Origin of the sequence: Paenibacillus sp. FJAT-27812 (assembly GCF_001273905.1) — a bacterium.
In the GTDB taxonomy this organism is placed as follows: domain Bacteria; phylum Bacillota; class Bacilli; order Paenibacillales; family Paenibacillaceae; genus Pristimantibacillus.
Genome location: NZ_LIGH01000001.1, coordinates 2,138,047 through 2,152,042, shown reverse-complemented (window position 1 = coordinate 2,152,042; position 13,996 = coordinate 2,138,047). Strand labels below are relative to the sequence as shown.

Below are 13,996 nucleotides of genomic sequence, written 5' to 3'. Positions count from 1 at the left end.
ATTTTAGGAGACTTTCATATTTACCCATCCTTATTTATCCAGCCCAGACAGCAGGCTGAGATATAAATCAGCAGCCTCGCGGGAGGGTTTTATACCGATCTCTCTATGCATCGTATCTTCATATTGCCTATATTGCCGGATCAACGCTTCCTTGTTCTCTTGCAAAGCATAAGCTTTCATAAGCAGCATGAAGGATTGTTCGTCCAGTTCATTGCGCGACATGAGCTTCATTAACAGCCTAATGGCAGCATTTGTCTCGCTCTTATTTAACAAAGCTATACATAATCGCTGGGTAAAGGAGGTGTACAGCAACGAAAGACGCTCGATCTCGTTCCAAGCCCATGCAAAAGCGTGATCCCCAAATAAGTCCCCCGCGTACAGCTGCTCTAGCGCAATCGCCTCTTCCAGATTTGTCTCATCCACGACTGACATTTTTCTACAGCCTTCTTCAAAGCTTACAAGGTCTACACTCACCTCACTCAGGCTAAGAGCGTAGTGGTTGCTGTCAGAATGCAAATTCTCTCTCAGGCCAAATGGATCTAATACCTTCCGCAGCTGATAGACGGTCGTATTCAAGTAAACCTCAGCATTCTTTTGCGGCATGTCGCCAAACAGCTCTTCGATCAGCCTTGCTCTGGATATCAGCCTTCCTTTATGCATAAGCAAATAGCCAAACAGCTCCGCGCTTTTGCTTGATTTCCATTTCGCCCTTAATCCCTGCGTGCTTTGAATATCTATAACACCTAAGCAGTTGAACCTCATTTCATTTAGAGGCGCCGCCCGCTCCCCTTGCTGCAAGCTCTCTTTACGCTTCTCAGCAAACGCTCTTTGCAGCGTTTTTTGAAGTCTTTCCAGCACAACCGGCTTTACGATGTAGTCGAAGGCATACACATCAAAGGCAGGCAAAGCATATTCTTTGTGGGAGGTCAGGAACACGATCTTTATTTCCCTTCCTACCTCTCTTAACCGTTCGGCAAGCTCTAGCCCGGTCTCCCTCGGCATGCTAATATCCAGAAACACCAAGTCTACGTCATGATTCATCAGATAAAAAAATGCTGTTTCCGTCTCCGTGAAGCTGCCTGCAATTTCTACTTCCGCAGACGTCTTCGCCAGCATCCGTTTCATAATTAAATGCATCGCCTTCTCGTCATCAATAAGGATAACCTTCATCCTGCGCTCGCCTCCAAGCTGCTCAATTGTCTGAATGCATGTGCAGATGGCGTAGGAACGGAGAAGTAGAAGGTACTCCCTTGTTCCGAACTATCGAACCAAATGTCCCCACCATTTAAAAGAACAAATTCCCTGCATAAAGTAAGTCCCAAACCGACGCCCCGTTCTCCTGCTGTTCCTGTTGATGACACCGGATAACCTTCCTGTAACAGTGAGCTGGCTTGTTGCGGCGATATTCCGTCCCCAGAATCGCTTACAGAAATAATGAGTTTATCGGCATGATGTTCTGCTTTTAATCGGATCGTGCCCCCGATGTTGGTAAATTTAACGGCATTGGACAGCAAATTTCGGACGATCAAATCAAGCATTTCTTTGTCGGCTAACACAAACGTATCCTTCGGTATTTCCGATACCAATTGGATTTTCTTACTCTCGCAGCGAACCGCCAACAGCCGTATGCAGGCCTGTACGGTATGGTTTATGTCTCTCTCCACCGGGTTAAACACCATGCCATCGCGTTGGCTTCGGAACCATTCCAGCAAGCTCTCTACCAGTGCAAAAGTATTTTCAATTTGCTGTCCCATTTCATGGACGATTTCCTCATGCTCTCCGCCGTAGCCTTGCAGCTCGTCCTCCATGAGCTCCATCAAATTGATAAGCACCGCCAGCGGATCGCGAATATCATGAGCGACTACGCTAAACATTCGATCCTTGAACATGTTCAGTTCGCTTAGCTGGCGGGCATTATCAAGCAGCCGCTCCTCTGAACGCACCATTTCCGTAACATCGCTTAACAAAAACATTTTGCCGGCAGGCTTCTGGTTCTTATCGCTAATCAAGGTCATATGCACATTATAATAGGGCTCATCCGCTTGACCCGAAATTTGAACCTTGCTGTTCAAAGAAGGCCCTTGCATGATTCTCTCCAGCAGCAATGGATATTGCAAAAAGACTTGAGCTGCCGGCAACCCGATCCACTTATTATTTATCCCTTTAATAACCTGCTTGCTGGATTGGTTAAAGCTAGTCAGCGTATTTTCCAAATCAAATACGATTACCGCATCCTGCATCGATGCAAACACCTTTTGCAGCGCTAAGGGCGCCAGTCTAAGCATATTGAATTGATAAATACCCCACATGTAGAAGATGCCTGAGAAAATAAAACCAAATGGGGAGATATCAATTGGCATATAAATGACATTGCTTAAATAAATAAGCGTAAATCCAAAAGGCCCCCAGGATCCAATGATCATAAAAGCGATTTGTTTCTTCATGCGGGATGTCGCTTTTAGAAACATTTCAACCATTAAACCCATGCCTACCACAAAGAAGGAATAGGAATAGTAGACATGCAGCTTGTACAAAGGTCCTTTCTCCGTCGTTACCAGCGGAAAGCCCTCCGAGTAATTTAAAGTCATGCTTTTATAAAATAAATGATGCCAATCGTTCGTATAATGAGCTACAAAGGTAATGGAAGGAACAATCATCAGCAGCGCTACTACCCATTTTCGAACGAGCGCTTGCCTTCCCGTATATTGCAGCACCATAATAATCCATAGAATAGTGCCGAATGGGATGCCTAGATATTCAATTCGAAGCCAGAAGCGTATATGTTCTAAATCGGTGCTAACAATTTCAAAAGCGTATCCGAAAGTGTACAATGAACCCGTCAACATGCCTAGCCCATAACTAATCGCAATAGGCAGCTCTCTTCTTTTCCAAGATAGATAGCACAGCATTAGCGAGCAGCAGGTAGCCGCCATCAGCAATGCTGATAAATATAAATTGTAGCTCATAGATGCTAGCCCCCGTGCTTTATGTACTCTCTCATTATGCTTCTCCTATGTTAGCAGATGAAGTTGCAAAAACATATATTGCCGAAGCGAAAAATGGCATAAAACACTATTTTTTATTATTAAAAATTCGAACCCCAAAAAAACCCTTTAGGCGACGTTCACCTAAAGGGCTTTTTGCCTTGCTATAGCCGGTTACGATTACCGCAACGATTTTAATGCGCCGCTCCAAGCGAGCACTTGGTCGAGCATGCCATTCACATTGGTAAGATGCAGATCCGCGGGCTTGAACACCGTTCCGTTCTCAAAATCAGTAAATAGCGACAAAGCCGGGTGTATGCGGACATCCGCTACAGACAGCTCTCCTAAGATTCCGCGCAAATGCTCTGCTGCGCGAGCGCCGCCAACGGAACCATAGCTCACGATGCCTGCTGCTTTATTGTTCCATGCATCACGCGCATAATCGAGCGCATTTTTTAATGCTGCAGAGATGCTATGGTTGTATTCCTGAACGATAAATACGAATCCGTCCAAGCTGCCAAGCTTAACGTTCCAAGCTGTCGCTTGCTCTGTGGCATCAGCCTCTCCCAATAGCGGAAGCTTGTAGTCCGCAATATCTACGATTTCATAATGCGCATCGTTACGTTTGTCAGCGACACTTTTCACCCATTCGCCTACTTGAGGACTTACACGGCCTTGACGAGTGCTTCCTAAAATAATCCCGATATTTAATTTTGACATCGTTATCCTCCTCATTCAACTTCAACCTTTAACATAATATCCATTTCATTTGAACAATATGTATAGGCTCGGCGAAGCATAATGCTCGGAAGGGTCCGCTTAGTCCAGCTTTTATTATTGCTGGGTTAGTGTTATGATTTTGCTGTACGTTCGTTTACTTATAAAGAGTGAGGAGGGGTACCTAATGAAGAAAAGATCGATTAAATATTTATCTTGTGGCATTGGGTATTCTACTGCTGTTTTTTTCTAAAATGAATATAGACGGGATAGGTCTGTCCTATAGGCATGGGAATTTAAAAAAACAGTGAAAATATATAACCTATCGTTATGTATTTTCGATTTATAAGGAGACTTTACTGACGATGAACTTAAATAATCATGTAATTAAACGATATAATCCTTCAAACATAGCGAAGCCGGTTGGCAGCTATAGCCATGTAACAAAAATAAGCAGAGATGCTGAGATGTATGTTTTCTCTGGCCAAATTGGCATAGACCAAAACCAAAATATACCCGATGATTTTAACCAACAAGTTACGAATACAATGAACAATATCGTTGAAATCCTTTCATCCCAAAAGCTGACTCCCGATCATGTCATCAAAATCAACATTTGGGCTACGGAAGAAATCGATTGGGATCACTTTTACGCCATTTGGCATAACGTATTCGGTCCCACGCCTCCTTCCATGACCGTTGCATATATCACGGCATTAGGCTTGCCTGAATTAAAAATTGAGCTGGATGTTTGGGCTGCAGGTTAAAGACCGACCTCCCGCTACGCAAAACGAGCCCTAGAAGTCATTCTAGAGGCTCGTTTTGCGTTGCTATTAGTCCAGAAGGCGCAGTTCCCTTACTTTGGATATCGCTTGCACTCTTCGATTTACTTGCAGCTTGCCATAGATGTTAAAGGCGTGAATTTTGACGGTTCCTTCGGTTATTTCTAGCCGTAAGGCAATTTCCTTATTGGTCAAGCCGTCTGCCATTAGACGGATGATTTCCATTTCACGATTCGTAAGCGATTCGACCAAGGGAGGCGCTGCTTTCACGCTCGCGGTCTCAGCAGCTTCGCCGCCGACATGCATTTGTGATTGCCAGAGCTTCAAATAGGCCATTCTCGAAAACAGCATTTCGAGTACTTCCAAACGGTCCTTGCTAAAAGCATCGGATGTTAAATTATTTTCCAAATACAAGACGCCGAAACGATGATCAGGATAGCTAATGGGCAAGCATAAAATCGATTTGGGACGTTTCAGTCGGATATAAGGGTCCGCGGCAAATATACTGTGGCAAGCTTCGCCCAAAACGACCGACTCCCGCGTTCGCATCACGAATTGAACAACCGCTGTTGAATAATGATCGATGTAATCGGCAGGCTCCACTTGATCCCGATTTATATCTTTCTCAGCCTCTACCATCAATGTTCCCTCTCGTCCAAGCAGGATCAATCCTTTTTCGGCGCCGGCATTGCTGATCGCCAGGTCAAGGAATTTCCATAGCAGGTCAGCCTCTGCTTTATCCTTGGATACGATTTTTGAAGCCTGACGGAGTGTATCCATATCCAATTCCTTATCGAGTCCTCTATTTAGCCCGTTGTCGACGGCGACAATTTCCAGATCATCACCATAGATGGCTTCTGCCGCATCTGTTTCTATGAATGACAGCTTCTCAAGAATCGGGTGGATTTCCTGCATTCTTTTTATTTTACCTAACGCGCCCCACTTGAAATAAGCCCTGCAGGCATCCTGAAGGTAAGTTTCCGCAATTTTATGTTTATCCATAGAAAGGTAATAATGGGCCGCCCGTTCACTCGCAATCGCTTCATCCCGGGGCGATCCCGATTTTTGAGCCATTTGGATGGCCAGAACATAAAGCTTCTCTGCTTTCGCATGCTCCTGATCCAAACGCGCTATTTCCGCCTGCATCAGCCTATGCTTGGACAATGTGCTCTCTGGAACGACCTTTGTCCATTTTTTCATCCGGGCGAGCAATTTATTTAATACTTTGCGATAGCTGCGTCTGACTGAATCCGAAGCATGGGGGTAAATGGCTGTGATCGCTAAAGCATGATAGAAACTGTGCCTTTGATTAAACGACAGCACCGTACCCATCTCGAATTCCGCCGATTCCTCAGCAAGGACTGCAACCTCAGAATAATGGCCAAACAGATAATAAATCTCAAGCTTGCATGTGTAATAATAGTATCGATTTCCCTTGTACGTATTGTTCAACACTTCTTCTCGCCGCAGGCTTTCTTCTTGAAAATGTTCACAGTCAAACGTTAATTCAGTCTCCTGGGTGCTCTGCAAAAGATGTACATATTGCCTCGTTTGATAGATGACCCTTAAAGTCATGCGGTCCAGCGCGCGGATTGCTTGTTCTTCATGCTGATTACAGATATGGTTCAAGTGCCTCAAATCTTCGCTGCCTGTAATCAATCGTGAAGATATGGCATAACCCGCGTAAATCATATCCCCGCCTTCCAAGCTTAACTGCTCCGATCTTTGAAAGTGTAGGCCCGCTTCTTGAGGTCGCAGAAATTGCAAAATCAGCCCCATAATAAAATGCATTTTTCCTTTTAATAAGACACTATCTATTTTTTCTGAATGATTAAGGGCAATCTCGGCTAAGCGGAGTGCTGTCTTGTATCTTTTTAATCCGAAGCACACCGCAATGGCATAAGAGCCAAGCGCAATTGAAAAAGCTTCAGAATTGCCTTGCTTCAAAGACACTCTCACATATTTGGTGAACAATACAAGAGAGGATTCCTCGTTAATAATAAATAAAATGGACGATGATGCCATGACGATTTCCGCCAATGCTTTATGCAGCGGGTCGCGGCTTACAGGCAGTGCCTTTATAAGCCCCGGATTGCTCGCAAGCCAGAGCTGCGTGTACGTAATTTCAGCTGCTATGGTTAGGCGCGAAGGCTTGGCCGGAATATACAAACCAAACTCCTCCATCGCTTTTAAAGCTATCTCTCCCGCTTCATGCTCTCTCTTTCGATAAGCGTACATCATCAGCTGGATAATATAGACGCGGGCTCGGTCTGTTTGGCTCGAAGAATGCCGCAGCAGCTGCTCCAGAATGGATTCCGCCTGAGCAAAGTTTCCGCAAAAATACTCGCATTCCGTGCTTTCAAGCAAGAGATTGTAATACAGAGCATCTTGTCTGGACCATCCCTGAGCTTCAATGAGCTGCGCGCCTGTCTTTAAGAGCGCCAATGCTTGAACATACGCGGTAGAAGCCTTCGCCTTTTTGCCTGCTCTTAGGTTAAGGCGCGCCAACTGTTCCATTTCCGCCTGGTCAGCCATGAATGAGCTGCCTAAATTAAGATGATGCACGACCTCGAATAGATGATCGTCTGTTTCCTCCGTGCCAAAAAAACGAAGCATTGACCGGCCGATCCTCAAATGGACATTGTTTTTCTCTTCATCTGGTATGAGATCGTAAGCCGCCTTCTGCACCCGATCATGCAAGAAAATATAGCGCTCCTTCTCAATCAATAACAAGCCTTCGTTAAGCGCGGGCAGCAGGCTCTGCTCCGTATGCGCAGCGTCCCGTTCGTAGAGCATCGATAACGTCCGGATATCAAAGGTATTTCCGATGCAGCCCCCTAAACGAAGCAATTGGCGGGTTTCTTCCGGAAGCGTATTAAACCTGCCTACGATGAGGCTCATGACATCCTTAAAGCCTTCCCGTTCTTTGATTGATTTAATGTGCCAATCCCATCTCGCATGCTTCGAATTGAAATAGAGCAGCTTCTCGTCAAAAATAAATTGCAGCAGCTGTTGTACATAAAAAGGATTGCCTGCTGTTTTCTGATAGATGATTTCCGCCAGCGGCTTGATCCTGCTTGCCTTGTCATGCAGCACATCCGCAACGTATTGAATGACATCCAAGTAACCGAGCGGATCGATTTTTATAAAATGAATGCCGGAGTCTTTCACCCGCAAGTTGTCAAAAAACATTTTCGCCAATAACTGTTCGTCATCGATTTCATTATTTCGATAAGTGCCGATTATTAAGAGATACTTATTGGACGGATCATTGATCAGAACCTGAAGTAAATCAAGCGAGGCAGGATCTGCCCATTGCAAATCATCCAACGATATAACAACAGGATGCTTCTTATCCGCAAAAACCTTAATAAATTTGCTAAATAGGGTTTGAAACCGATGCGTCGATTCTGCTGGGGATGAGTCCTCTACAGGGGGTTGCTCGCCTATAATCAAGGTTAGCTCGGCAATCACCTCCGTTATAACCATTCCGCTTTGTCCAAGCGCTTTCAAAAGCTTTTTTCTCCACTCGGCAATCTGCTCCTCCGTCCCTGCCAGAATTTGTCGAATGAGTTCACGGAAAGCGGCGATAAGCGCTTCAAAGGGAATAGACTGATTCAGCTGATCAAACTTGCCGGTTATAAAATATCCCTTTTTGTGCCTAACGGATGTTTGAATTTCTTTGACTAACGCTGTTTTGCCGCTCCCAGCATGGCCTCCGATTAGGACAAGCTCCATGGAGCCCGAATAGGAGCTCTCGTAAGCGTCAAGCAGCTCCTGCAGCTCTTTCTCTCTGCCATAGAGCCTATTCGGCAGCCGAAAACGGCTTATTTCGTCTGATTCTCCTAAAGGAAAAGCTTCGTGAATGCTATCCGTCTTCAGCCGATCCGAGCACTTAAGCAGATCAGCATGCAGGCCGTAGGCCGTTTGATATCGATTCCCCGCTGTTTTAGACAGCAGCTTTAATACGAGATCGTTTATGATTTGCGGGACATTGGGGTTTAGTGTACGTGGAGGAGTGGGAAGCAAAGCCATGTGGGCGTGAATCCATTCGTTAGCGGTTCGCGCTTTAAAAGGAAGCTCACCCGTCAGCAGCTCATATAAAAGAACACCTAAAGCATACAAATCACTGCGTCCATCGATTTTTCGCTTCATGCGGCCCGTTTGTTCCGGTGAAATGTAGGCTAAAGCTTGAATGAGATCGTCTTGCGATAAAAAGGTTTGCCCATCGACAGGCATCATTTTGGATGGATGGATAAGCTGGAGCGTCAACCGACCGGATGGGAACCGAATGAGTATATTGTCGGGATTTATATTTTGCTGGATCAAACCTCTAAGATGCTGCTTTTGCAGCAGCTCTGCCAGTGCCAATGAGATTGAAATAAAAGCCTGAAAATCGATCCTGTTTTTTTTCATATAAGCGCTTAAATTCGTCGTCCCGTTGTTGTTGTCCAAAGCTGCTAAGCCCCCATCTGACGGTCCCTTTAATAAAAAAACAAGGCACTCGGCGAGTACCTTAGCATGTCCGAATATTCAACCCTAATATAGCACCTGCTAGGAGGATTCACAATGGTATTTCACTGCCAATCCTATTCGCGCATCGCTGCGTTTTTGGTAAGATTGTCCATATTGAATGGAAGCATCAACCGGGTTCTATTGATGCTGCATCGTAAGAGACGAGCGGGTTCGAGCCATTCTTTTGCAGTGGACTTTTCCCTTAGGGCAAGGTGTACAGTAGTAATGAGCAAAGGCTCGATACTTAAAGCATTTTGTCCGTATAAAATAGGAAGGATGGAGGTGAGCGCGTGCTATCGATTGGAGAATTCTCGAGGATATGCGAAGTATCTACCAAAACGCTTCGTTATTATGATGAGATTGGATTAATGACTCCTGATGAAATCAATCCCGAAAACGGCTATCGGTATTATTCCATCCGGCAGCTCAAAAAGATGCTCTTGATCAACCGTTTGAAGTCTTATCATTTTCCATTGGAAGAAATCAAAGCCTTCTTGGAATGGGAAGATGATCAATCCGAAGAGAAGCTTTGCTCTGCCCTTAATCGCAAGAGAAAGGAAATACAAGAAAAACGGAATGCTCTTGATTACACCCTAAAACAAATGAGCCATGATATTTTAGATTTAGAAAAAGGCATTTCCATTATGTCTTACCTAGACAATATCGAGGTGCAGCTTGTTGAAACCCCGCCAATGAATATCCTTTATATGCGTCAGGTGATGAGCAGCAATGACTATGCCGCGGGATATGGGAAGTATTTTAGCAGGTTGTATGAAAAGATTGCTTCTGAAAAACTCACCCTGCTTGGCGCGCCGATGACCATTTACCACAGCTCTGAGTACAACCCTGCAGGCAATGATACCGAGTTTGCCATCCCAATTGCAGAGCCTGTAAAAGGAACGAGGGATTTGCCTGGGCAGCTTTGTGCGAAGTCTGCGCTTAAGGATTCCTATTCTAAATTAACATCCGTATATGCTAAGCTGCGGGAATGGGTAGAAAATGAAGGCTATCAATTGGCGAAATCGCCCTATGAAGTCTATTTAACCGATCCAAATCAAGCCGCCTCTCCTGAGGATATCGTTACCGAGGTGTATTTTCCCATTAAGAAAAAATAGCAGCAGGAACTGACATTTTATTTACCGCTCGCTAATCAAAATAATGTCTTTCAGGAGGTAGCTGTCATGCAAAGAATCGAGTGGCCAACTACAGAGTGGCAAGCCGGAGACCCTGCTGCATTGCGTATGGACGCTGAAAAGCTTTCAGAGCTTGAGCGTATCATAAAAACCGATTACGGCAATATTAACGGGATTGTTGTTGTGAGAAATGGATATATGGCTTACGAAAAATATTATAATGGGTATGGCCCCGATGATACGCACCATGTGGCATCTGTAACGAAAAGCATCATATCTGCTCTCATTGGTATTGCCCTAGATGCGCAATATATAAATCATATAGACCAGAAGGTGCTCGATTTTTTCCCCGAATATGTCCCTGATGCTGCTGACAGACAGAAACAAGAAATCACCATACGCCATCTTCTCACTATGACAGCTCCCTATGCGTTTGAAGACTGGCACGAACCGCTGGACATCATGTGTATGCAGCCTGACTGGGTAAAGTATACGCTGGATTCGCTCTGTCAAAAAGGAGAAACCGGAGCTTTTAAGTACTCCACCGCAGGGGCGCATCTGCTTTCAGCCATTATCACTCGCAGCACAGGAAAAAGTGCCCGTGAATTTGCCAATGAACGCTTATTTAAACCCATCGGCATGAAAGAAATCCCGGATTATGAGATGAAATCCTTTGGGTTTGATGATTTATTCGGGAAAGCTGTGAAAGGATGGGTCAACGACCCGAGCGGCAATTCCACAGGAGGATGGGGACTTACGCTAAATGCCCGTGATATGGCGCGTTTTGGTTTTCTATATCTGAACGGTGGCATTTGGGACCATGCTCCGATTATTTCGAAGACATGGATTGACGAATCTACGGCTATTAACCCAAATAAATACGGGTATCTGTGGTGGCTAGGCGATGAAGATGGGACTTTTGCGTACTTAGCGCTTGGCGATGGCGGTAATGTCATTTGCTGCATTCCGGAAAAAAGCCTGGTCGTAGCCATTGCATCCGCATTCATGCTAAATCCGCGAGATAGGTGGACACTGATTAAGGAGCATATACTTCCGGCTTTAATAGACTAAGCGAAACGATTGCTTAATAATAGCAGCGGCAATCGACGAAAACCCCTTCTTATGGGAAGGGGAAGTTGTCGGTTTAGGTCATCAAGCCTACTGCGATGTCATTTGAAGTGAATGCTTCTCAGAAGGCTTCAGAACGGGCTACTCCCTGTTCGCTATTTGCTCTTGGGCGAGACGGATCATTTCCCTAACCATGGAGCCGCCAATCTTGCCTCCGACTTGGCCGGCTGATTCCGTAGTCAGATGACCATTGTTCCCTGGATGCAGTGGTACGCCAAGCTCTTTTGCCACTTCGTATTTTACGTCGTCCGGTTGATTCGGATTCACGGCATATCCTTCGCGTTTCATAACATCAGCTTTGAATGCTTGCATCCCCTGTTCAACTCCTGGCACCGCATATTTTCTCCTTCTTCTTGCCATCACGCAGCACTCCCTTCGATGTTTTCCCTAACATGCCCGGAAGCGCAACAATTCATCCCGATCCCGCTTCGGTGCGCGTTCATTCATGAGAGGGATGCTGGCTGCACTCCTCAAATAATTTGTTGTAGGGTGTGATAAAATAATATCGAGGAGTTGATAAACCGATGGAATTTATACGCTCGATCGCAGAGGAGAGAATCTTGGAAGCTATCCGCCGCGGGGAACTAGACAATTTGCCGGGCGCCGGCAAGCCGCTTCCACCTAATGATCTGGAGAATGTCCCTGAGGAACTTCGGGTCGGCTTCAAGCTGCTCAAAAATGCCGGGATGATTCCAGAAGAAATGCAGCTCCGCAAAGAAATGGTCACGCTTGGTGATTTGCTCTCCGCCTGCCGAAACGATTCCGACCGCCAAAAGCTTCAAAGTGAGTTGTCAGCCAAGAAGCTACGCTATCAATCACTGATGTCCGATCGCGGATGGATGATGTCGGAAGCGTTCGCCGAATACGAGCATCAAATTCAACAAAAGCTAATCGAGAACGATTAATTAGATAAAGCGTCAGCTTCGCAGGCTTACCGACGAAATTAGGGCACCTTCTCATGAAGGTGCCTAGGCATTTTTTTATTTTAATTCATCTTGCCATGTTGCTCCCGTATATCTCTTACTTTTGCGGAGCCATATTGTTGTAGATGTGCGTTGCATTTACTTTTCCCGTGCCAACATCCTCTGTCGTGAATCCGGACACGATATTTCCGACTTTAAATTCTTTTTGCAGCAGCTCTTCAGATGGTTCTGCGGCTGTTGGGCCTCCGATGCCCAATTCCGTTTCCGGCGTTACTGTTACCCATAAGTCGCCTACCTTGAAGCTTTTTCCATCTATGCTTACTTCCGTAATCACGCCCTCAATATTGACTGCAGCTTTTCCTTTAATAGGCGGGTTCGTGCTAGTGTCCTTCTGCGGGGCCATATTGTTGTAGATAACATCTGCCGTCACCTTGCCGGTGCTGACATCCTGAGACGTGTAGCCCGACACGATATTTCCTACTTTAAATTCTTTTTGCAGCAGCTCTTCGGATGGCTTGGCGGCTGTCGGTTCTTTACTGCCTAGCTCCGTTTTATCTGTTACCGTTACCCACAGGTCACCTACCTTGAAGCTTTTGCCGTCTTCGCTCACTTCGGAAATAACGCCATCAATATTTACTGCCACTTTACCCATAATAGGAGGCTTTGCTACAACAGCCGAGGGTTGTGGCGTAGCAATCGACGTGTTCTGGCTCATATTGAAAATGCTGACCGATAATACCGCACATGCTGCAATACCGACTGTCCAACCTGTTAATGTTCTTTTTTTAGCTTTTTCCATTTTAAATGTCTCCTTTAGATTGCTCTTATTTGTTTGTGCTGTTTTTTCCATTTCCAACATCAACTTCTGATAGGTTGCTTCTTTAAAATCCTCACTCGTTTTCACTCGGGACATCCCGGATTTATATAATGATCTCTTCATCCTCAAGGCCTCCAATCTTCTCTTTTAAGATAAGGCGTCCTCTCGCTAGCCATGTACCTACCGTTGCAGGCTTGGACTGCAAAATATCTGCAATTTCCTGAATGGAATATCCCTCATAATAGTGCAGATGAATCGGAATCCGATATTTCTTATCCAAGGCCAGTACGGCCTGTAAGACCTCACTTTCTTCCTTCGGAAGGTAGCTCAGATCTTCGGGAACAGGGTTCCTGCTTTTAAACCACCCGGTTTTTAGCATGTTTTTACTTTTATTAATGGTCGTTCGAATCAGCCATGCTTTTTCGTGTTCACTGCTATTAAATACAGGGCGCTTTTGCAAATAGGTGAGAAATACTTCCTGTGCCACCTCTTCTGCGTCAGCTATATTTTTCAAGTATGCAAAGGCAATTTTGATCATGCTTTGTGAATATAGATCCAAGGCCTGCCGTACGGATTCATTGAGCTCAAATGAATGGTACACCTCAGCACCCCCTTTCACTATTAATACAACTGAGGACCCTCATATTTTTCATTGCGGTAAACTTATTTTGCACACAGATAATTCCAATGAAATAAACGTTCGGCTCGAAGGGATGGAATTGGGAGACGCAAAAAAGCCCGCCAATTGCTGCGAGTGCAATTGAAGTGCACCCCTTATAGTAGACATTGTAAAAACACCCTGGTGTTTAAACCGATGGATATTATAGGGGGTGCTTTTCGTTATGGCGAAAAAAGGACAGAAATTTGAGACGTATAGTTTTGAATTAAAGAAGAAGGCTATCGAGCTACGACATGGGGGAATGACCAAGCAGAGGGTAGCGGATGAGCTTGGGATCGCAGATATTGGGCGATTAAAGGTGTGGATGAGGAAGTATAA

11 protein-coding genes are annotated in these 13,996 nt (G+C 45.2%); 4 read left to right on the top strand and 7 right to left on the bottom strand.

The features are described 5' to 3' along the window. Window positions 1-30 precede the first annotated feature (30 nt). The 3 genes from ADU23_RS09245 to ADU23_RS09235 all read right to left on the bottom strand — a co-directional run bounded on the left by ADU23_RS09245 (window position 31) and on the right by ADU23_RS09235 (window position 3,704). Window positions 31-1,170, bottom strand: coding sequence for a response regulator (locus ADU23_RS09245; RefSeq protein WP_053373471.1), 1,140 nt, complete (start codon window positions 1,168-1,170; stop codon window positions 31-33). Continuing rightward, entirely contained in the window at window positions 1,167-2,966 is a 1,800-nt protein-coding gene (locus ADU23_RS09240; protein ID WP_053373470.1) for a sensor histidine kinase, read from the bottom strand. Before ADU23_RS09240 ends, ADU23_RS09245 begins: the two co-directional genes overlap by 4 nt. Window positions 2,967-3,164: 198 nt before the next feature. Next, window positions 3,165-3,704 carry an NADPH-dependent FMN reductase gene (locus ADU23_RS09235; protein ID WP_053373469.1) on the bottom strand — a complete coding sequence of 180 codons (540 nt, stop codon included), beginning with the start codon at window positions 3,702-3,704 and terminating at the stop codon, window positions 3,165-3,167. Window positions 3,705-4,066: 362 nt separating this feature from the next. Here ADU23_RS09235 and ADU23_RS09230 point away from each other — a divergent pair, with 362 nt between their 5' ends. Then, on the top strand, window positions 4,067-4,468 hold the full coding sequence (locus ADU23_RS09230; RefSeq protein ID WP_053373468.1) for a RidA family protein: 402 nt from the start codon (window positions 4,067-4,069) through the stop codon (window positions 4,466-4,468). A gap of 66 nt (window positions 4,469-4,534) precedes the next feature. Here ADU23_RS09230 and ADU23_RS09225 read toward each other — a convergent pair whose 3' ends face one another. Beyond that, complete coding sequence (locus ADU23_RS09225) at window positions 4,535-8,938, bottom strand: AAA family ATPase (protein ID WP_053373467.1); 4,404 nt, start codon at window positions 8,936-8,938, stop codon at window positions 4,535-4,537. A gap of 350 nt (window positions 8,939-9,288) precedes the next feature. Here ADU23_RS09225 and ADU23_RS09220 point away from each other — a divergent pair, with 350 nt between their 5' ends. Then, entirely contained in the window at window positions 9,289-10,113 is an 825-nt protein-coding gene (locus ADU23_RS09220) for a MerR family transcriptional regulator (RefSeq protein WP_053373466.1), read from the top strand. Between the two features lie 66 nt (window positions 10,114-10,179). Beyond that, window positions 10,180-11,202: a serine hydrolase domain-containing protein gene (locus ADU23_RS09215; protein ID WP_053373465.1), complete on the top strand. Its 1,023-nt coding sequence runs from the start codon at window positions 10,180-10,182 to the stop codon at window positions 11,200-11,202. 138 nt (window positions 11,203-11,340) lie between these two features. Here ADU23_RS09215 and ADU23_RS09210 read toward each other — a convergent pair whose 3' ends face one another. Then, window positions 11,341-11,619 carry an alpha/beta-type small acid-soluble spore protein gene (locus ADU23_RS09210; protein ID WP_053373464.1) on the bottom strand — a complete coding sequence of 93 codons (279 nt, stop codon included), beginning with the start codon at window positions 11,617-11,619 and terminating at the stop codon, window positions 11,341-11,343. Between the two features lie 164 nt (window positions 11,620-11,783). Between ADU23_RS09210 and ADU23_RS09205 the strand changes: the two genes are divergently transcribed. Beyond that, window positions 11,784-12,164 (top strand): DnaJ family domain-containing protein, encoded by a 381-nt coding sequence (locus tag ADU23_RS09205; protein WP_053373463.1) that lies wholly within the window; start codon window positions 11,784-11,786, stop codon window positions 12,162-12,164. A gap of 115 nt (window positions 12,165-12,279) precedes the next feature. On the opposite strand, the gene ADU23_RS09200 is transcribed toward ADU23_RS09205, so the two are convergent. After that, window positions 12,280-12,981: a DUF5666 domain-containing protein gene (locus ADU23_RS09200; protein ID WP_157265702.1), complete on the bottom strand. Its 702-nt coding sequence runs from the start codon at window positions 12,979-12,981 to the stop codon at window positions 12,280-12,282. Window positions 12,982-13,102: 121 nt separating this feature from the next. Next, window positions 13,103-13,600: an RNA polymerase sigma factor gene (locus ADU23_RS09195; RefSeq protein WP_053373461.1), complete on the bottom strand. Its 498-nt coding sequence runs from the start codon at window positions 13,598-13,600 to the stop codon at window positions 13,103-13,105. Window positions 13,601-13,996: the final 396 nt, after the last annotated feature.